The 17816-nt window shown below is 71.6% G+C and carries 17 protein-coding genes and 1 pseudogene; 9 read left to right on the top strand and 9 right to left on the bottom strand.

Going from position 1 to position 17816, the window contains the following annotated elements:
• Nucleotides 1–212 precede the first annotated feature (212 nt).
• The 7 genes from ACFVX4_RS18855 (at nt 213) to ACFVX4_RS18825 (ending at nt 8787) form a co-directional block, all read left to right on the top strand.
• Nucleotides 213–1667, top strand: coding sequence for an MFS transporter (locus ACFVX4_RS18855; protein WP_389978299.1), 1455 nt, complete (start codon nt 213–215; stop codon nt 1665–1667).
• Nucleotides 1668–1761: 94 nt separating this feature from the next.
• Nucleotides 1762–3333, top strand: coding sequence for an FGGY family carbohydrate kinase (locus tag ACFVX4_RS18850; protein WP_389978296.1), 1572 nt, complete (start codon nt 1762–1764; stop codon nt 3331–3333).
• Between the two features lie 75 nt (nt 3334–3408).
• On the top strand, nt 3409–5082 hold the full coding sequence (locus ACFVX4_RS18845) for an FAD-dependent oxidoreductase (protein WP_389978293.1): 1674 nt from the start codon (nt 3409–3411) through the stop codon (nt 5080–5082).
• Nucleotides 5079–6632 carry an FAD-binding oxidoreductase gene (locus tag ACFVX4_RS18840; RefSeq protein WP_389978290.1) on the top strand — a complete coding sequence of 518 codons (1554 nt, stop codon included), beginning with the start codon at nt 5079–5081 and terminating at the stop codon, nt 6630–6632. Before ACFVX4_RS18845 ends, ACFVX4_RS18840 begins: the two co-directional genes overlap by 4 nt.
• 51 nt (nt 6633–6683) lie before the next feature.
• Nucleotides 6684–7343, top strand: a complete 660-nt coding sequence (locus tag ACFVX4_RS18835) for a glycerol-3-phosphate responsive antiterminator (RefSeq protein WP_389978287.1) — start codon at nt 6684–6686, stop codon at nt 7341–7343.
• Between the two features lie 5 nt (nt 7344–7348).
• Nucleotides 7349–7651, top strand: a complete 303-nt coding sequence (locus ACFVX4_RS18830) for a putative quinol monooxygenase (protein WP_389978284.1) — start codon at nt 7349–7351, stop codon at nt 7649–7651.
• Entirely contained in the window at nt 7648–8787 is a 1140-nt protein-coding gene (locus ACFVX4_RS18825) for a zinc-binding dehydrogenase (protein WP_389978281.1), read from the top strand. Before ACFVX4_RS18830 ends, ACFVX4_RS18825 begins: the two co-directional genes overlap by 4 nt.
• Nucleotides 8788–8853: 66 nt before the next feature.
• On the opposite strand, the gene ACFVX4_RS18820 is transcribed toward ACFVX4_RS18825, so the two are convergent.
• Complete coding sequence (locus ACFVX4_RS18820) at nt 8854–9285, bottom strand: nuclear transport factor 2 family protein (RefSeq protein WP_389978278.1); 432 nt, start codon at nt 9283–9285, stop codon at nt 8854–8856.
• Nucleotides 9286–9392: 107 nt separating this feature from the next.
• Nucleotides 9393–9767: pseudogene (locus ACFVX4_RS18815) on the bottom strand (dihydrofolate reductase family protein); the annotation flags it as partial.
• Nucleotides 9768–9805: 38 nt separating this feature from the next.
• On the opposite strand from ACFVX4_RS18815, the gene ACFVX4_RS18810 reads away from it, so the two are divergent.
• A complete protein-coding gene (locus ACFVX4_RS18810) occupies nt 9806–10843 on the top strand; it encodes a hypothetical protein (protein WP_389978276.1) in 1038 nt (345 codons plus the stop codon).
• A gap of 116 nt (nt 10844–10959) precedes the next feature.
• Here ACFVX4_RS18810 and ACFVX4_RS18805 read toward each other — a convergent pair whose 3' ends face one another.
• Nucleotides 10960–11481: a DinB family protein gene (locus tag ACFVX4_RS18805; protein WP_389978273.1), complete on the bottom strand. Its 522-nt coding sequence runs from the start codon at nt 11479–11481 to the stop codon at nt 10960–10962.
• Between the two features lie 232 nt (nt 11482–11713).
• Here ACFVX4_RS18805 and ACFVX4_RS18800 point away from each other — a divergent pair, with 232 nt between their 5' ends.
• On the top strand, nt 11714–12967 hold the full coding sequence (locus ACFVX4_RS18800) for an MFS transporter (protein WP_389978271.1): 1254 nt from the start codon (nt 11714–11716) through the stop codon (nt 12965–12967).
• On the opposite strand, the gene ACFVX4_RS18795 is transcribed toward ACFVX4_RS18800, so the two are convergent.
• From ACFVX4_RS18795 to ACFVX4_RS18770, 6 genes are read right to left on the bottom strand one after another with little or no spacing between them, the layout of a single operon-like run.
• A complete protein-coding gene (locus ACFVX4_RS18795; RefSeq protein WP_389978268.1) occupies nt 12954–13730 on the bottom strand; it encodes an urease accessory protein UreD in 777 nt (258 codons plus the stop codon). The genes ACFVX4_RS18800 and ACFVX4_RS18795 overlap by 14 nt on opposite strands.
• Nucleotides 13727–14470: an urease accessory protein UreG gene (gene ureG, locus ACFVX4_RS18790; RefSeq protein WP_389978265.1), complete on the bottom strand. Its 744-nt coding sequence runs from the start codon at nt 14468–14470 to the stop codon at nt 13727–13729. The genes ACFVX4_RS18795 and ureG overlap by 4 nt, the downstream gene beginning before the upstream one ends.
• Nucleotides 14463–15128: an urease accessory protein UreF gene (locus tag ACFVX4_RS18785; RefSeq protein ID WP_389978263.1), complete on the bottom strand. Its 666-nt coding sequence runs from the start codon at nt 15126–15128 to the stop codon at nt 14463–14465. Before ACFVX4_RS18785 ends, ureG begins: the two co-directional genes overlap by 8 nt.
• Nucleotides 15128–16831, bottom strand: a complete 1704-nt coding sequence (locus ACFVX4_RS18780; protein WP_389978260.1) for an urease subunit alpha — start codon at nt 16829–16831, stop codon at nt 15128–15130. Before ACFVX4_RS18780 ends, ACFVX4_RS18785 begins: the two co-directional genes overlap by 1 nt.
• A gap of 1 nt (nt 16832) precedes the next feature.
• A complete protein-coding gene (gene ureB, locus ACFVX4_RS18775; protein ID WP_389978257.1) occupies nt 16833–17225 on the bottom strand; it encodes an urease subunit beta in 393 nt (130 codons plus the stop codon).
• Complete coding sequence (locus ACFVX4_RS18770) at nt 17222–17524, bottom strand: urease subunit gamma (RefSeq protein ID WP_389978254.1); 303 nt, start codon at nt 17522–17524, stop codon at nt 17222–17224. Before ACFVX4_RS18770 ends, ureB begins: the two co-directional genes overlap by 4 nt.
• Nucleotides 17525–17816 lie beyond the last annotated feature (292 nt).

Here is a 17816-nt window from a genome sequence, read left to right as displayed (position 1 = left end):
TCACGTTCAAGTAACCTGCCGGAAACCCTTGACGTTTCTCCTGGCTCGTTCTTAATCTCACTGCGTAGTTCGCATTCCTTGCAGTTCACGTGCTGCGGCGCTTTCCGCAGTGTTTTGACAGGCACAGACATAGACCACCTGTCGGTGGTTTCGTCATGCCTGTTTTTTTGTGCTCCCCGTGCCGCCGATGGGTCTTCCTCGAAGGCGGATTCATGGCACAACGTCCGAGCGTCAAAGGCGTCGCCGACGTCGTTGCGCTCATCGATGGGCTGGGAAAGATCACCGGCCGGGCGCAGGTCATCTGGTTTCTCGTGTTCGGCGGGCTGTTTCTCGACGCCTATTCGAACGCCGCGCTGAGCGCGGGTCTGGGGCCGATGACGTCCCAGATGGAGCTCACCAGCACCCAGGTCTCGATCCTCACGGCCACCGCTCCGGCCCTGGCGATCATCTTCAACCCGGTCGGCGGCTGGCTCGCCACCCGGATCGGCCGTGTTCCCCCGCTGCTCATCGCCAAGGTGTTCGCCATCGCGGGCGCCCTGCTGGCCGCTTTCGCCGGTGACTTCACCGTGGTCTGGTTCGGCCGGGTCCTGGTGGGCGTCGCGTACGGCATCGACTTCGCCGTCGCCATGGCGCTGCTCGCCGAGTACACGCCCGCGAAGCTGGGCGGGCGGCTGAACCTCTGGCAGGCCGTCTGGTACGTCGCCACCACCAGCAACCTCGCGCTCGCCCTGCTCTTCTTCAACCTGGACGTCGGCGCGGACATCTGGCGCTGGTCGGTCGGCTCGGCCGCGGTCGTCGCCGCCGCCCTGCTCCTGGGCCAGTGGCTGATGCTGCGGGAGAGCCCCACCTGGCTGGCGAGCAAGGGCCGGCTGGACGAGGCCGTCGTCAACCTGGACAAGATCTACAAGATCAAGGCCGTCGCCGGGAAGCCCGACGAGGCGACCCGCGCCGCCGCCGAGGCGCCCGCCATCGGTTTCCGCCAGGCCGGACTGCTCTTCAAGGGCGAGTACCTGCCGCGCACGGTCCTCTCCTCAGTCATCTCGCTCGGCCAGTCGATGCAGTACTTCGCGGTCGGCTGGTACCTCCCGCTGATCAGCCTGACGATCTTCGGCGAGAGCTTCGAGAAGGCGACGATCGGCTCGATGGTCTTCAACGCCTTCGGTATCGCGGGCGGGCTCCTCTCCGCGTACTTCGGCCGCCGGCTCGGGCTGCGTCTCAGCTCCGCCGCCGGGTTCGCCGGTGTCTTCGTGGCGCTGCTCGCGATGGGGCTGACCTTCGAGAAGGTGCCCACGGCCGTGGCGTTCCTGCTGCCGGTGCTGTTCATCCTCTGCCACTCCGCGGGCCCCGGCGCCAACGGCAAGTCCATCGCCGCGCTCTCGTACAGCAGCGACGTCCGCGCGCTCGGCACCGGTGTCACCGGGATGGTCGGCAGCTTCGGCAGTGTCGTCGGGCTGTACGTCTTCCCGCAGATCAAGGACTCGCTGGGGCTCGCCGACACCTTCCTGGTGCTCTCCGTCGTGCCGCTGCTCGGCCTGATCACCTGCCTGGCGATCAAGTGGGACCCCACGAAGGCCGCGTCCCCCGACGAGGTCGCCGGGCAGGACCGGGCCGCCGTCGGCGCCCAGGCGGGTCCGTCGGAATCCGCGGAGCCCGTGACCGCGCGCTGACCGGCCACCGGGCCTGTCGCACCACACGATGGTCCCCTCCCCTCTCTCCCCCTCCGCACAGCTCGCTCGCGATGCTCGCAATGAAAGGGCTGCAATGACGCAGACGTTCCCCGGCGCCGCCCCACGGCGCGGTGTGCTGTCCATCGACGAGGGCACCACGGGCACCCGGGCCGGAGTCGTCCTCGACTCGGGCGCCGCCCACGAGGTGTTCTACCGGTCGATCAAGGTCAGCCATCCGGACGACCTCTCGGTCGAGCAGGACCCGATGGAGATCTGGACCGCCACCGTCGAGGTGGCGCGCCGGGCCGTCGGCCGGGCCCGAGAGGAGGGCATCGGGATCACCGCGGTGGCGCTCTCCACCCAGCGGGCCACCGCGATGCTGTGGGACCGGGTGACCGGGCGGCCGCTGCTGCCCGCGGTGGTGTGGCAGGACCGGCGGCACGCGGCCGAGCTCACCGCGTACGAGGCGGAGTGGGACGCCGCCCTGCTGGCCCGGCAGGGCCGGCCGGTCGGCGCCCGCGCACCGTTCCTCTGGGCCGCCCGGCGGATCGCCGCGCACCCGGAGGTGGCCGCCGCGCACCGCGAGGGCCGACTGCTCTTCGGCACCGTCGACACCTGGCTGATCTGGCGGCTCACCGGCGGCGCCGTGCACGCCACGACACCGACGAACGCCGCCTCCACCGGTGGTTACCTCCTGGAGCGGCACGCCTGGGACGAGGAGTGGATCAGCCACCTCGGCTTCCCCCTCGACCTGCTCCCGGAGCTCCGCTCCGACGACGCCGGCTTCGGTATCACCGACCCGGCCGCCCTCGGGATCTCCGTCCCGCTGGCCGCCTCCATGGGCGACCAGCACGCCGCACTCGTCGCGCTCGGCGGCCTCGCCGCCGGGCAGGGCATGTGCGTGTACGGGACCGGCGCCTTCGTCGACGCGGCGACCGGCACCACGCCCGCCCTGCCCCGGCCGGACATCTCCGGGGTGCTCGCCCAGCCCGGCCGGCGGCAGGGCGACATCAGCCACTACAGCCTGGAGGCGTACACCTCCACGGCGGGATCGGCGCTGCGCTGGCTCTGCGACGACCTGGGCCTGTTCGCATCGCCGAAGGAGCTCGGTGAGGAGGCGGGCCGGGTCCCCACCCGGCCGGGCCGCACCCCGCGTTTCGTCCCGGCGCTCGCCGGGGTCCGTACGCCGGTCTGGCACCCGGAGGCCACCGCATCCCTCACCGGGCTCACCCTCGCCACCACCCGCGCCGACCTCGCCCGCGCCGTGCTCGACGGGATCGCGCACTCGGTGTGCGACCTGATCGACGGGGTCGCCGACACCATGGGCACCCCGTTCACCCGGCTCCGGGTCGGTGGCGGTGTCTCCGGCAGCGACCCGCTCATGCGGATCCAGGCCGATCTGACCGGCCTGCCGCTGGAGCGGGTCTCCGACTCCGCCACCGCCAGCCTGCGGGGCACCGCGTATCTCGCCGGTGTCGCCCAGGGCCTGTGGTCCTCGCTCGAAGAGGTCGTCGAGGCACAGCCGCTCGGCCGGATCTTCGAGCCCTCGATCACGGCGGCCGAGCGCACCGCACAGCGGTCCGCCTGGCGCGACGTGCTGATCGCCCACCTCGGCGACCCGGCGCTGCTCCCCCTGAAGGACCCCGAACCTCACACCCCCCACTGACGGCCCCCCGACCGTCGTACCGGCGGTCCGCACCGACCACGCGGCCGCCGCACCGAAACACCAGGAGTTGATGTTGTGATCACCATGCCCGCCCGGAAGCCGCGGCGCAGCGCCGCGGCGACCCGCCGAACGCCCCTGCTGCTCGACCGGGCAGCCCTCAAGCGCCGGCTGGCCGACGACACGTACGACGTGCTCGTCATAGGCGGCGGCATCACCGGGGCGTACGCCGTGCTCGATGCGGCCTCGCGCGGGCTTCGCGCGGCGCTGGTCGAGAAGGACGACTTCGCCTCCGGTACGTCGTCGAAGTCCTCGAAGATGGTGCACGGCGGCCTGCGCTACATCGAGCAGGGCAACGTCAATCTGGTCCGCCACTCGCTCCTGGAGCGCCACCGCTTCCGCAAGAACGCCCCGCACCTGGTGCACCGGCTGCCGTTCCTCTTCCCGATCCTGGAGAAGGAGGGCATCTTCGACGCCCGCCTCGCCAAGGGTTTCGAGGGTCTGCTGTGGACGTACGACCTGGTCGGCGGCTGGCGGATCGGCAAGCTGCACCAGCGGCTCACGGTCCCCGAGGTCCTCGCGCAGGCGCCGACGCTGCGCGCGGAGAACCTCAAGGGCGGGCTGATGTACTTCGACGCCCGCACCGATGACGCCCGCCTCGTCCTCACCATCGTCCGGACCGCGGCGGCGCTCGGTGCGACGATCCTCAACGGTGCCAGGGCCGAGGGTCTGCTGATGCAGATGGGCAAGGTGGCCGGTGCCCGGGTCTCGGCGGACGGCGACACCTTCGACATCCGTGCGCGGGCCGTCGTCAACGCCACCGGCGTATGGACCGACGAGCTCGACGCGAAGGCGGACGACGGCCACAAGCCGCAGGTCAGGCCCGCCAAGGGCGTCCACATCGTGGTGCCGTGGGACAAGGTGCGGATCAACTGCACGGTCACCGTGCCGATCCCCGGCCGGGCCCGCCGCGCGACCTGCACCCGCTGGGGCAACAGCGTCGTGCTCGGCACCACCGACGAGGACTACCAGGGCTCCCCCGACGATGTGCACTGCACCCGCGAGGAGATGGACTTCCTGCTGGAGGGCGCCAACACCGCCTTCGAGGGGAAGCTCACCCCGGACGACGTGGTCGGCTCCATCGGCGGTCTGCGCCCGTTGGTCGGCGGCAAGGAGGGCGCGACCCTCGACATGCGCCGCGACCACCACATCACCATCGGCCGCACTGGCATGGTGACGGTGACCGGCGGCAAGCTCACCACCAGCCGGCACATGGGCGAACTCGTCATCGACAAGGTGATGACCGTCCTCGGCCGCAAGGGGAAGAGCCGCACCACCGACCTCCCGCTGCTCGGCGGCGCCGGTTACGACGCCGAGGCCGTCGCGGCCTCCGGCGGCATCGCCGCGCACCTCGGCGAGCGCTTCGGCACCGAGGCCCGCTTCGTAGGCGACCTGATCCAGGACGACCCGACGCTGGCCGAGCCGATCGTCGCGGGACTCCCGTACACCAAGGCGGAGGTCGTGTACGCGGCCCGCGCCGAACTGGCCCGCTCGGTCGACGACGTGCTCTCCCGCCGGATGCGCGCCCGGCTGTTCGCCCGGGACGCGTCCGCCGACGCCGCCGGGGCCGTGGGCGCGATCCTCGGCCGGGAACTGAACCTCTCGGAGGCCGAGGTGGAGCGTTCGGTCTCCGAGTACCTCGAAGCCGTCCGTCACGAAAAGTCCGTACTCCTCGAAGGGGCAGCAGCATGATCAGCCGTCAGACCATCACCCACCCGTTCAACCGGGGCAACTACACGATCGGCGCTCCCAGCTTCGCCAAGTGGGCGCAGAACACCCCGATCGGGGACGGCGAGGCCGCCCTCCAGGTCGACCCGGTCGAGGTCCCCGAGACCGTGATCGAGGCGCTGCGCGAGGCCGCGCACGCGGTGCACACCGCCCGCGAGGAGGTCGTCACCCGGACCCGTGACTGGTGGGCCGGCTCGATGATCGGCGAGACCGAGGGCCGTCCCGCGACGCCGGACGCCGTGATCGTCGAGGCGGCCGACGCCGACCAGGTCGCGGCCGTGCTGCGGATCTGCCACGAGGCCGGTATCCCGGTCACCCCGTCCGCCGGCCGCTCCAACGTCACCGGTGCGGCGCTCCCCGTATTCGGCGGCGTCGTCCTGGACGTCTGCGGGCTGAACGAGATCACCGGCTTCGACGCCGATTCGAACGTCGTGGACGTCCAGGCCGGCATGTTCGGCGACCTCTTCGAGAAGCAGCTCCAGGAGGAGTACGGCGTCACCACCGGCCACTGGCCGTCCGCGTTCGCCGTCTCCACGGTCGGCGGCTGGATCGCCTGCCGCGGCGCCGGTCAGCTCTCCACCCGGTACGGCAAGATCGAGGACATGGTCGTCGGCGTGGACGTCGTGCACGCGGACGGTACGCGTGCCACGTACGGCGACTACGCCCGCGCCGCGGTCGGCCCGGACCTGCGCCAGCTGTTCGTCGGTTCGGAGGGCACCCTCGGCGTCATCGTCTCGGCGCGGCTGCGGGTCCACCCGCTGCCGGAGTACGCCAACGCCGTGGCGTACGGCTTCAAGACCTTCGCGGAGGGCCTGGACGCCTGCCGCAGGATCATGCAGCGCGGTGCGACCCCGGCCGTCCTGCGTCTGTACGACACCCTGGAGTCGGGCACCCACTTCGGCCACCCGGAGACCAACCTCCTGCTCGTCGCCGACGAGGGCGACCCGGCCATCGTCGACGCCTCGATCAAGGTGGCGGCCGAGGTCTGCGAGGCGTACGGCCCCGAGCTGGACAGCGAGGCGGTCTTCGAGCGCTGGCTGGACGAGCGGATGCTGGTCGGCAAGTCCGCCGACGGCTTCAAGCCCGGCCCCGGCTTCGTCGCCGACACCCTGGAGATGGCCGCGTCCTGGACCGACCTCCCGGTGATCTACGACGAGGTGGTCGCCGCGATCCAGTCGGTGCCCGGCACCCTGGCGGCGTCGGCGCACCAGTCCCACGCGTACACCGACGGCGCCTGCGTCTACTTCTCGCTGCGCGGCGACGTGGCTCCCGAGTCGCGCCGCGACTGGTACCGCTCGGTGTGGGACGCGGCCAACGCCGTGCTGATCAAGCACGCGGCGGCGCTCAGCCACCATCACGGCTGCGGTCTGCTGCGCGGCCCCTACCTGGAGGAATCCCTCGGGGCGGGCTTCGCGACCTTCGTCGCGGTGAAGAAGGCCCTGGACCCGGCCGGCATTCTCAACCCTGGCAAACTGGGCCTTCCCAGCCGATTCGGTACGTCTCCGCTGAACTGACACCAGGCCTCAGCAACCACGAACCTTTCCCTCCCCAGGCAGGCCCTTGCCATGACCCCTTCCCCGTCCCGGTCCGGTGCCGCACTCGACCCCCGGCTCACCGCGGCGTTCGCCGAGGTGCCGGTCGTCGCGTCGGTCGTCGGCACCCAGCCGCTGCGGCAGTTCCTGACCGCACCGGCCAAGGTGTGCATCCTCGCCTCGTTCGCCGTGGGGCAGCTGCCCCAGGTCGTGCCGGCGCTGGGCCGGGCGGGGAAGACCGTGTTCGTGAACGTGGACAGCAGCCCCGGTCTGGCGCAGGACCGGGGCGCGCTGGAGTTCATCAGGAACATGGGCGCGCACGGCGTGGTCAGCACCCGGCTCTCCCTCATAGAGAAGGGCCGCCCGCTCGGCCTGCTGACGATGATGAAGGTGTTCGTCACCGACCGGTCCAATCTGCGCCGCTCCACGGACGCGATCTCGCGCGGGGCGCCGGACCTGGTCGAGATCATGCCCGCCCCGATCATCGCCCGGATGAGCGCGCAGGCACAGCGCGCGATGTCCCCGTCGGTGGCCGCGGGCTTCGTGGAGACCCCCGCGGACGTCGCGCTGGCACTGGCCCTCGGGTCGGCCGCCGCCGCCACGTCCGACCCCCGCCTCTGGACTCTGCGCCGGGACCAGCTGCCGCCGGTCCCGCCCGCCGCCCTGAAGAGGCCCGCCGCACCCCAGGAGTAACTCCCATGACTTACGTGGTCGTAGCCCGCTACCGCACCAAGGCCGGTGAGGAGAACACCGTCCTGCCCCTGCTCGACACGATGGCCGCCGCCTCCCGCCGGGAGCCCGGCAACCTCGCCTACCGGGTCCACCAGGGCACCGAGGACCCGCGGGCGGTCGTGCTGTACGAGGAGTACGCCTCCGAGGCCGACTTCACCGCCCACTGCGCCACCCCGCACTTCCAGGAGATCGTGCTCGGCAAGGTCGTCCCGCTGCTGGAGAGCCGCGACGTGCTGCGCTGCGCCCCGCGCCCGGAGGTGGGTGCGTGAAGACCCGTGCGGTGGTGCTGCGCGGGATATCGACGGCCCGCCCGTACTCCGGGACCCGTCCGGTCGAGGTGGAGGAGCTGGAGCTGGGCGCCCCGCGCGAGGGCGAGGTGCTGGTCCGTATCGCGGCCGCCTCGCTCTGCCACTCGGACCTCTCGGTGGTCAACGGCGACCGGGTCCGTCCGCTGCCGATGGCGCTGGGTCACGAGGCGGTGGGTGTCGTCCAGGACACCGGACCGGGCGTCGGCCGGGTCTCCCCCGGCGACCATGTGGCGCTGGTCTTCGTGCCGAGCTGCGGCTTCTGCGGCGACTGCGCACAGGGCCGGCCGGCCCTGTGCGCACAGGCCGCGGCGGCGAACGGTTCGGGGGCGCTGCTGCACGGCCCGTCGGTGCTGACCGACGCCTCCGGCAACCCCGTCCACCACCAGCTGGGCGTCTCCGCTTTCTCCGAACACGCGGTACTGGCCCAGGAGTCGGTGGTCCCGATACCCAAGGACATCCCGTTCACCGTGGCGTCGATGTTCGGCTGCGCGGTACTGACGGGTGCGGGCGCGGTGATCAATACGGCGGCTCTGCGTCCGGGGCAGTCGACGGTGGTGTACGGCCTGGGCGGCGTGGGCCTCTCCGCGGTGCTGGGTGCCCGCGCGGCGGGGGCGTACCCGATCATCGCGGTCGACCCGGTCCAGGAGAAGCGCGAGCTGGCTCTCCGGCTGGGCGCGACGCATGCGTTCTCCCCCGATGACGCCTTGCGGCAGATCAGCGACCTCACCTCCGGTGGAGCCGAGTTGGCGGTGGAGGCGGTGGGCATTCCGAAGGTGATGGCGCAGTGCCTGTCGGCCGTGGCACGGGGCGGCAAGGTCGTCTCGGTGGGCCTGCCCGCGCCCGACCGGGTGCTGGAGGTGCCGGCCCTGGCGTTCGCGGGCGAGGGCAAGTCCCTGCTGGGCTCGTACATGGGTGACGCGGTGCCGCGCCGTGACATCCCGAGGTTCCTGGACCTGTGGCGGGCGGGCCTGATGCCGGTGGAGCAGATGCACACGGGCACACTGCCGCTGACCGACATCAACGCGGCGATGGAGGAGCTGGCTTCGGGCCGGGCGATCCGTCAGGTCATCGACACCTCGGGCATGCTGAGCGCCTGACGCGCGGCCTCGGCTCGGTCGGCGGCGCCCCTGGTTGTCCGGGGGGGCGCCGCCGACCGTCGGCCATCAGCTGTCGGCCTCCTCGGTCTCCGGTGCGGCCGCGGGCGAGAAGTGCAGGATGATCCTGCGCCGGCTGATGCGCCATCCCCGCTCGCCGCGCACGATCACATCCTCGTAGGTCACGCTTCCGCACTCGCCGTCCGGGCCGGCACCGATCCCCTTGGACCGCGCGTGGACCCGGCCGTCCCCGGCCTCGGTGAGGACGATGTTGGTGACATGGTGGCCGACGGGCGCACCCGGCTTGCCCGCCCGCGCCCGTGCCATGTCCCGGAAGGCGGCCAGCCCGTGCAGCTCCCCGTGCCCGAGGTTCGACGTTTCGTAGACGATGTCGTCGGTGAACAGCTCGTCCAGCCGGTCCAGTTCATCGTTGTCGACCAAGTGCCCGTGCAGGGCGAGCAGTTCGGAGATGTCCAGACGGTCCTCGACACTGAGCGTCATCGCCGGTCCTTTCGTGAGAGCTCTCGCGACGGTGCGGCAGTTATACGGGGGAGCTCCCCTGGCGACCCGGCACAGCACCGGTCGCACACCGTCGCGGCCCGGTGAGTTCATTCCGCTGGAGCAACCGCGCGGCGGTCGTAACGAAGCAGCACGACCCCGTTGCCGAATTCCCGGGTCCCGGCCAGACGGAGGCCGGTTCGGACCGCCGAGGCCGGAAACAGGGGTTTGCCCCGGCCGAGGATGACCGGATGGACGTAGACGCGGTACTCGTCGATCAGGTCGAGCCGCATGAAGGTCGCGGCGAGATCAGCGCCCCCGAGACACAGGTCCCCGCCGGGCTGCGCCTTCAGAGCCATGATCTCCTCGGCGTCGACCTCCCGCATGATCGTGGTGTTCCAGTCGGCCCGCTCCAGTGTCCGGGAGAACACGATCTTGGGCATGTCCCGCCAGATGCCGGCGAATTCCGACGGCCACCTGGGCGTCGGTCGGCGTGTTCCCGCAGCGAGGAAAGAGGTTCGGCGTGAGAGTCGGTACGGCCCGATCGGCCGCGGTCCAGTGGGTCACCCAGCATGCCCGGCCCGATCCCTGGTTCCGTGGCGCCTATTTCAGCGGTTCCACGGTGGGGCTGCCGGACGGGGCCGAGCTGTCCCCGTTCTCGGACGTGGACGTCGTGGTCGTCACCGCCGAACCCGACCCACCCGCCAAGCCCGGCAAGTTCCGCTTCCGGGATGCGCTGCTGGAGGTCAGCCATCTGTCGTGGGACGAGCTCGCCTCGGCGGACGAGGTGCTCTCCTCGTACCACCTGGCGGGGAGCTTCCGCCGCGACACGGTCATCGACGACCCGACGGGCCGGCTGCGCGAGCTGCGGGCGGACGTGTCGCGCCGGTTCGCCGAGCGGTTCTGGGTGCGCCGCAGATATCTGGACGCCGAGCGCCGCATCGAGACCCGCCTCGCCGCCTTCGACGCCTCCGCGCCGTTCCACGAACAGGTGATGTCGTGGCTGTTCCCCACCGGGGTGACCACTCACGTCCTGCTGGTCGCCGCCCTGCGCAACCCCACGGTCCGGCTGCGGTATCCGGCGGCGCGCGAGGTCCTCGACGCGTACGGACAGGCGCATCTGTACCCGGAGCTGCTGGAGCTCCTGGGGTGCGCGCGGCTCTCGGCACGCAGGGCGGGCCGTCATCTGGACGAGCTGGCCCGCACCTTCGACGCCGCCGCGGAGGTCGCCCGCACGCCGTTCTTCTTCAGCGGCGACATCACCGCCGAGGCACGGCCGGTCGCCATCGACGGCAGTCGGCACCTCATCGAGCGGGGCGACCACCGCGAAGCCGTGTTCTGGATCATCGCGACCCTCGCGCGATGTCACACCGTACTGGCCGCGGACGCCCCCGAGCTGCACCGCGCACGCCTCCCGGCCTTCCGGGAGGCCGTCGCGGATCTCGGCGTCACGTCCACCGAGGACCTTCTCCGCCGGGGCGAGGAGGTCATCGCCTTCCTCCCCGAACTCCGGCGGACCGCCGGGCAGATCCTGACGGCCAACACCGAGATCACGGGATGACGCGGGCGCCGGTCGGCAGGCGGCGGACGGCAGGTGGCAGGCCGCGGACAAGCCGGTGGCGGACGTCAGGCGGCAGGTAGCAGGTAGCAGGTAGCAGGCGGCGGACGTCAGGCGGGTCAGTAGTGGCCCGTCCTGCCGTCCAGGATCTCCCTGATGGCGTCCAGGTGGCCCGCGTGCCGGGCGGTCTCCTCGATCATGTGGAACATGATCCAGCGCAGGCTCGCGCCCGAGGCCTCGAAGTCCGGGTGCCGGCCCACGTCGTCGAGCGACTGTGCCGCGACGATCTCGTTCGACACCACGACCTGCCGGTCGTAGTCGTCCAGCAGCTCCGCGAGCGGAACGCCCTCCACCCTCATGTCGGAGTCCTCGGGCTCGTCGAACACCGGCCCCACCGCCGGGCGGCCCAGCAGGACGACCTCGAACCAGAGATGCTCGGCCCAGCGGAGGTGTGACATGACACCCGCCATCGTCATGAGCGGTGAGGACGGCAGGACGGGGCGATGCGCGTCCGCCTCCGACAGTTCCTCGCACTTCCAACGGGCGGTCGCCCGCTGTGTGTCGAGCCAGCCGACGAGCTGAGTCCGCTCGTCCGCGTCATAGTCGGGGCGCTCGCGGGAGGGGTACGGGGAGGGCGACATGGGCGCCGACGCTACCCGAGGCGATGTCACACCTCACACCACTTTTCGGCCACCGGGCGCCGAACTCCCCCTCTCCCCGGGCGTGTCGCCCTGATACCTTGGCCGACATGTTCCTCTCCCGTGCGTAGGACCCCGCACTGACCGCACCCCGTTTCCCACCGGGTGCGGCACTTCGGTGTCCCCGCATGCCCGCAGCGCCGTCCGCCGCGCTGCCCTCCCGAGGAACGTATCGATGCTTTCGCCATCCCCCGTGCCTTCGCGCACGCCTTCCTACGCCACCGTCCTGCGTACCCGTCACGCCGCCCGCACCTTCGGTGCCGCCCTGTTGGGGCGGCTCTCGTACGGGATGGTCTCCCTCTCCCTGATGCTGGCGGTGAACGCCGCCACCGGCTCGTACTCCGTCGCAGGCGTCGTCATGGCCCTGTTCGGGGCGACCAGTGTCTTCCTCTCCCCCGCGCGTGCCGCGCTGATCGACCGGCACGGGCCGCGCCGGGTCCTGCCGCCGTTGGCCGGGGTCTACACGGTGCTGCTCGCCGCCCTCGCGTACGCCACCTGGCGGCCGGGCGTCTCGGCGTTCCTGCTGGGGGCCCTGGCCGCCGCGGCGGGGGCCTGCTCACCGCCGCTGGGGCCGGTGATGCGGACCCTGTGGAGCGGCCTGGTCGCCGACCGGGAACTGCTGCGGCGCGCCTACAGCCTGGACGGTGTCGCCGAGGAACTCCTCTACGTCAGCGGTCCGTTGCTGGTGGGTGTGGTGGTGAAGTTCGCCTCGCCCGCGGCCGGGATCGCGGTCAGCGCCGCGCTGATCCTCGCGGGCACCTTGGCGCTGGTGTCGTCACCGGCGGTACGCGGTGCGGGCGTGGCACCGTCGGACGACAGGGCCGCCGGGCCGGATGACCCGCCGGTCGGGCGGCGGCTGCTCGGCGTCGTCGGGCTGCGGCACGCGGTGCTGGTGACGGCGGCCGTGGGGTTGTGCCTGGGGGGCCTGGACCTGCTGGTGGTGGCATTCGCCGAACAGCGCCATCAGGGCGCGGGAGCTGTGTCGTGGGTGCTCGCCGCGCTCTCGGCCGGAAGCGCGGTCGGGGGGCTCGCCTACGGCGCCGTCTCGTGGCGGGCGTCGAACCGGGCGCGGCTCCCGCTGCTGGCCGCCGGGCTGGGCGCCGCCGTGGTCGGGGCCGGGCTGTCGCCCAGTGTGTACGTGCTGGCCGCGCTCGCCACGGTGGCCGGGCTGTTCGTCGCGCCGGCGCTGACCACCGCGTACCTCATCGCGGACGAGTCCGTGGGCGCGGGCAGCCGCACCCAGGCGGGTGCCTGGGTGAACACCGCGGTCAACGCCGGGTCGTCGGTGGGCGCCGCGGCGGTGGGTCTGCTGGTGGACCGGCTCCCGCCGGCCGTCTGCTTCGCGGTCGCGGCGGTGCCCGCACTGTTGTGTGCGGCCGCGGTGGCGCGCGGTGGCTCGGAGCAGAGGGCCGGCGTCAGCCGTCCGTGACCAAGGAGTCCGGCGCTTCCGGTCCGCCCGGTGCGCGCCAGTCCTCCCAGACGGCGGCCAGGTCCGCCTCGATCACCGGGGCCACCGTGTCCAGCAGCCGTACCTGCGCCCCCGGCCCCGCCAGTGCCATGCGGTACGGGTGGGGCCGGCCGCCCGGATCGGCACCGAGGGCGGTGACCGAGCCGATGATGCGGTTGGGGCCCAGGATGCCGGGCAGTTCACGCACTTCCGGGTCCATGAGGTCCAGGTCCTCGACCAGCAGCTCGCAGCCGTCGTACGTGACGTGCGTCGTCGCCCTGATCCCCCCGCCCCGCTCCCCGGAACGCCCCAGCACCAGGCTGTCGCGCCACAGCATCCGCGCCCCGGCCGCCAGTGAGACCTCCATCGAGCGCTCGACCCGGGCACCCGTCGAGATCACGAACGGCCGGGCGTCCCAGTGCAGTTCGCCGCCTTCCGCGATGGCTACGCGGGCCCGCCACCTCGACGTGCCGCCGCGGTGGTCGTACGCGACCAGGCCGGACGGCTCGACCAGCTCCAGCCGGGCGCCGGGGCCGACCGAGATGTCCAGCTGCAGATCGTCGCCCGCGAGCAGACCCGCCCGGGTGCCGACCAGAGCGATCCGCAGACGGTCGGGGGACGGCAGCAGGGGCCGGGGCGCGAGGAAGGCGCCGGGGCGCAGCTCGCGGGCGAGGTGACGGCCCGAGGGGTCGCGCTCCACGGCGACGACGGTGGGCTCGACGGGCTCGACGGGTTCGGCGGTCACGAGCCGTCGTGGTCGTGGCTGTGGCTGTGGCTGTGGGGGGCCATCGGTCCCGGGTCGGTGGGGACATGGGTGCCGGAGCGGTGGCGTTCGAGCATCTTCCGTACCCAGTCGGCGAGTTCGGCGACCGAGACCGGGTCGTTCTTGGAGAGCGCGAGGACCGGCAGGCCGTCACGCGCATGCGACGCGTCGGCGACCATCGCGGCCACGTCGACCTCCACATAGGGTGCGAGGTCGGTCTTGTTGACGATCAGGAGATCGGCGCCGGTGATGCCGGGGCCGCCCTTGCGAGCGACATCGCCACCACCCGCGACATCGATGCAGAACAGCTGGGCGTCGGCGAGGGCCGGGCTGAAGGTGGCGGTGAGGTTGTCGCCGCCGCTCTCGACGAGCACCAGGTCGAGCGGTCCGTACGCCTCCTCCAGGTCCTCGACGGCGTCGAGGTTGGCGCTGACGTCGTCCCGGATCGCGGTGTGCGGGCAGGCTCCGGTCTCGACGGCTCGGATGCGCTCGGTGGGCAGCACACCGGCCGAGCGGAGGAAGCGGGCGTCCTCGTCGGTGTAGATGTCGTTGGTGACGACGGCCATGGCGAGTTCACCGGCCAGCTCACGGCACAGGGTGGCCAGGATCGAGCTCTTGCCGGTGCCGACGGGGCCGGCGACACCGAGGCGCAGAGCGCGCGGCTGCTTGAGGGGCTGGTCGGTCTGCTGGTCGGTCCGGCAGTCGGTCTGCTGGTCAGGCAAGGAAGAGTCTCCGTTCTCGTTGTGCGTGTTCGAGCGCCCACTGTTCGGTGAGCGGGGGCGTACGGGCGGGCAGTTCGGCCGGGGTCCGCACCGCGAGGGCCTCGGCCACCGCGGCCGCCGCGTGCGGCTCGGCGTCGAGGATCCAGGCGACCGTGTCCAACGGGTCGCCGGGCAGCAGCTTGAGCGCCGCGGAGGTGATCGTCTGCAGTTCGTCGTAGACGACGCCCCGCGCCAGCTCCTCCTCCGACACCTTCATGACGGCCCCGAGCGCGCCGAGAGCCACCGGCCGCAGCGGGCGGGGACGGATCCCGGTCAGGGCCGTGACCGCCGGGTGGTCGGTGGCCAGCCGGCGCGCCAGGCGCTGCACCCCGCGGCCGAGCGTCGCCGATGCCTCGCGCAGGGGTGCGGCCGGGGTCCGCGCGGCGAGCGCCTGTTGTACGGGTCCGTAGTCCACCGGGTCCCGCCCTGCGGCCCGCAGGGCGAGTACGGCGGCGGCGGCCTCGGTGACGGCCGCGGTGTGCAGCCGGGCCCTCAGCAGGGCGGGGATCCGGTCACGGGTGAGGCCTGCCGCGACGGCCGGTTCGAGTCCCGCGCTGTAAGTGTACGCGCCGACCGGGAGCCGTCCGTCGCCGAGCAGCAGGGGTGCCAGGCCCGCCATCAGAACATGGAGTACCGCTGGGCCAGCGGCAGTTCGGTGGCGGGGGCGGGCTCCACGGGTTCCCCGTCGATCCGGATGGCGAAGGTCTCCGGGTCGACGTCGATGTCGGGCACTGCCGTGTTGTTCGGCAGGTCCGCCTTGGTGAGGTGGCGGGTGGGACGCACGGCGACCAACTCCCGTACCAGACCGAGGCGTTCGGCGAGCCCGTCGGCCAGGGCAGCCGGAGCGACGAAGCTGACCGAGAGGTGCGGGGCGGCGTCGGCGGCGGCGGTGGGGCGCAGAAGGACGGGCTGAGTGGTGGGGATCGCGGCGTTGGCGTCGCCGAGCGGTGCGTACACCACCATGCCGCCCTTGATGACGGCGGCGGGCCGGATCCCGAAGAAGGCGGGGTCCCACAGCACCAGGTCGGCGAGCTTTCCCGGTTCGACGGAGCCGACGACGTGGTCGATGCCATGGGCGACGGCCGGGCAGATCGTGTACTTGGCGATGTAGCGGCGGGCGCGTTCGTTGTCGGCGGGCAGCTCGCCGCCCCGGTCCCCGAAGCACTGCTTCATCGTGTGCGCGACCTGCCAGGTGCGGCAGATGACCTCACCGATGCGGCCCATGGCCTGGGCGTCCGAGGATGTGATGGAGAGCGCGCCGATGTCGTGCAGGACGTCCTCGGCGGCGATGGTGGTGGCGCGGATGCGGGACTCGGCGAAGGCGAGGTCCTCGGGGACGCGGGGGTTGAGGTGGTGGCAGACCATCAGCATGTCGAGGTGTTCGGCGACGGTGTTGACGGTGTGCGGCAGCGTCGGGTTGGTGGACGCCGGAAGGATGTTGGGGTGGGAGGCGACGGTGATGATGTCGGGTGCGTGGCCGCCGCCGGCGCCTTCGGCGTGGAAGACGTGGATGCCGCGTCCGGCGATGGCGTCGAGGGTTCCTTCGACGTAGCCGGCCTCGTTGAGGCTGTCGGCGTGCAGGGCGACCTGGAGGCCGTGTTCGTCGGCGGCCTTCAGCGCCGCGTCGATGGCCGCGGGGGTGGCGCCCCAGTCCTCATGGACCTTGTAGCCGCCCGCTCCGCCGAGTGCCGCCTCGCGCAGGGCCTCCTCGCCGACGGTGGAGCCCTTGGCGAACAGCATGACGTTGAGCGGGACACGGTCCAGGGACCGGTGCATCATCGCGAGGTTCCAGGCACCCGGGGTGACCGTGGTGGCCTTGGATCCCTCGGTGGCGCCGGTGCCGCCACCGATGACGGTGGTGGTGCCGGTGGCGAGGGCCTCGTGCAGGGTCTCCGGCATGAGGAAGTGGACGTGGGTGTCGATGGCTCCGGCGGTGAGGATGCGGCCTTCGCCGGAGACCACGTCGGTGCCGGGTCCGATCACCAGGTCGGGGTGGACACCGTCGCTGATGTCGGGGTTGCCGGAGCGGCCGAGTGCGACGATCCTTCCGGCCCGTACGCCGATGTCGGTCTTGACGATGCCCCAGTGGTCGAGGACGACGACATTGGTGATGACGAGGTCGAGGGCGCCGTCGGCGCGTGAGGCGGTGGACTGGGCCATGGATTCGCGGATGGACTTGCCGCCGCCGAACACGGCCTCGTCGCCACCGAAGCAGCGGTCCTCCTCGACCTCGATCCAGAGGTCGGTGTCGGCGAGGCGGACGCGGTCGCCGGTGGTGGGGCCGTAGAGCGACGCGTAGGCGTCACGGGTCATTCGTGCCATGTCACATGCCATCCCTTCGCGCGGCCCGCGGGTCATCCGCGCGTTCGGCCCGCAGGTCATCGGTACGTGCGGCCCGCAGGCCATCCGTACGCGCGGCCCGGGCGCCCGGCACGACGATGCCGGGCACCTTCCGGCGGCCTCCCAGTTCGACGAGGGTGACCTCGGCGCCGACTCCGGGCTCGAAGCGCAGGGAAGTACCGGAAGGAATGTCGAGTCGGAATCCCTCGGTCAAGGACCGGTCGAAGGAAAGCGCGGGATTCGCGTCGGAGAAATGCAGATGCGAGCCTATTTGAATGGGGCGGTCGCCGTCATTCACCACGGTCACATGCAATTGAGTACGAGCGTCATTGATTTTCAGTTCGCCGGCCCCGGTCCGGATCTCACCCGGGATCACGGGATCGGCGAGGTGATCGTGACGAGCTTGCGCCCGTCCGGGAAAGTCGCCTCGACCTGGACGTCATGCAGCATCTCGGGCACTCCTTCCAGCACGTCAGCGCGGGTGAGGACACTCCGCCCCGCGGTCATCAGGTCACTGACGCGGGCACCCTCGCGGGCGCGTTCCATGGCCCAGCAGGCGAGCAGCGCGACGGCCTCGGGGTAGTTGAGCCGCACACCGCGATCCCGCCTGTCACGAGCGACCATTCCGGCAACACTCAGCAGCAATTTCTCCGTGTCGGACGGAGTGAGAAACATTGGGAAACCTCCATGGCGGCAGTCCCCGGAATTCCCGGAATCGCCTCGGCCACGTTCCTCTTATAAGCCTCCCGACCTCACCGTGGCAACTTGCACCGTGCCGCGATAAGTCCCTTTCTGACCTTATCGCCCACCATATACGGGCAAAGCAGACAAATTTTGTCCATCAAGAAGCGGTAAGAGAGGCGGGGGAGGACCCCCCCCCCAAAGGGGGGGGGGCGCCTCCCAAACAAAAACCCACCAATCCCCCCCCCTCCCCTCTCCCCCCCCCCCCCCCCCCCCAACCAACCCA

Source organism: Streptomyces sp. NPDC058240 (assembly GCF_042882135.1).
Classification (GTDB): Bacteria; Actinomycetota; Actinomycetes; order Streptomycetales; family Streptomycetaceae; genus Streptomyces.
The sequence above is the reverse complement of the archived record's forward strand: the minus strand, read 5'-3'. Positions and strand labels throughout refer to the sequence as shown.

Coding starts and splice junctions, on each gene's coding strand:
- ACFVX4_RS18855 (WP_389978299.1), top strand. CDS start 213: ATGGCACAACGTCCGAGCGTCAAAGGCGTCGCCGACGTCGTTGCGCTC.
- ACFVX4_RS18850 (WP_389978296.1), top strand. CDS start 1,762: ATGACGCAGACGTTCCCCGGCGCCGCCCCACGGCGCGGTGTGCTGTCC.
- ACFVX4_RS18840 (WP_389978290.1), top strand. CDS start 5,079: ATGATCAGCCGTCAGACCATCACCCACCCGTTCAACCGGGGCAACTAC.
- ACFVX4_RS18835 (WP_389978287.1), top strand. CDS start 6,684: ATGACCCCTTCCCCGTCCCGGTCCGGTGCCGCACTCGACCCCCGGCTC.
- ACFVX4_RS18830 (WP_389978284.1), top strand. CDS start 7,349: ATGACTTACGTGGTCGTAGCCCGCTACCGCACCAAGGCCGGTGAGGAG.
- ACFVX4_RS18820 (WP_389978278.1), bottom strand. CDS start 9,285: ATGACGCTCAGTGTCGAGGACCGTCTGGACATCTCCGAACTGCTCGCC.
- ACFVX4_RS18805 (WP_389978273.1), bottom strand. CDS start 11,481: ATGTCGCCCTCCCCGTACCCCTCCCGCGAGCGCCCCGACTATGACGCG.
- ACFVX4_RS18800 (WP_389978271.1), top strand. CDS start 11,714: ATGCTTTCGCCATCCCCCGTGCCTTCGCGCACGCCTTCCTACGCCACC.
- ACFVX4_RS18785 (WP_389978263.1), bottom strand. CDS start 15,128: ATGGCGGGCCTGGCACCCCTGCTGCTCGGCGACGGACGGCTCCCGGTC.
- ACFVX4_RS18780 (WP_389978260.1), bottom strand. CDS start 16,831: ATGGCACGAATGACCCGTGACGCCTACGCGTCGCTCTACGGCCCCACC.
- ACFVX4_RS18770 (WP_389978254.1), bottom strand. CDS start 17,524: ATGTTTCTCACTCCGTCCGACACGGAGAAATTGCTGCTGAGTGTTGCC.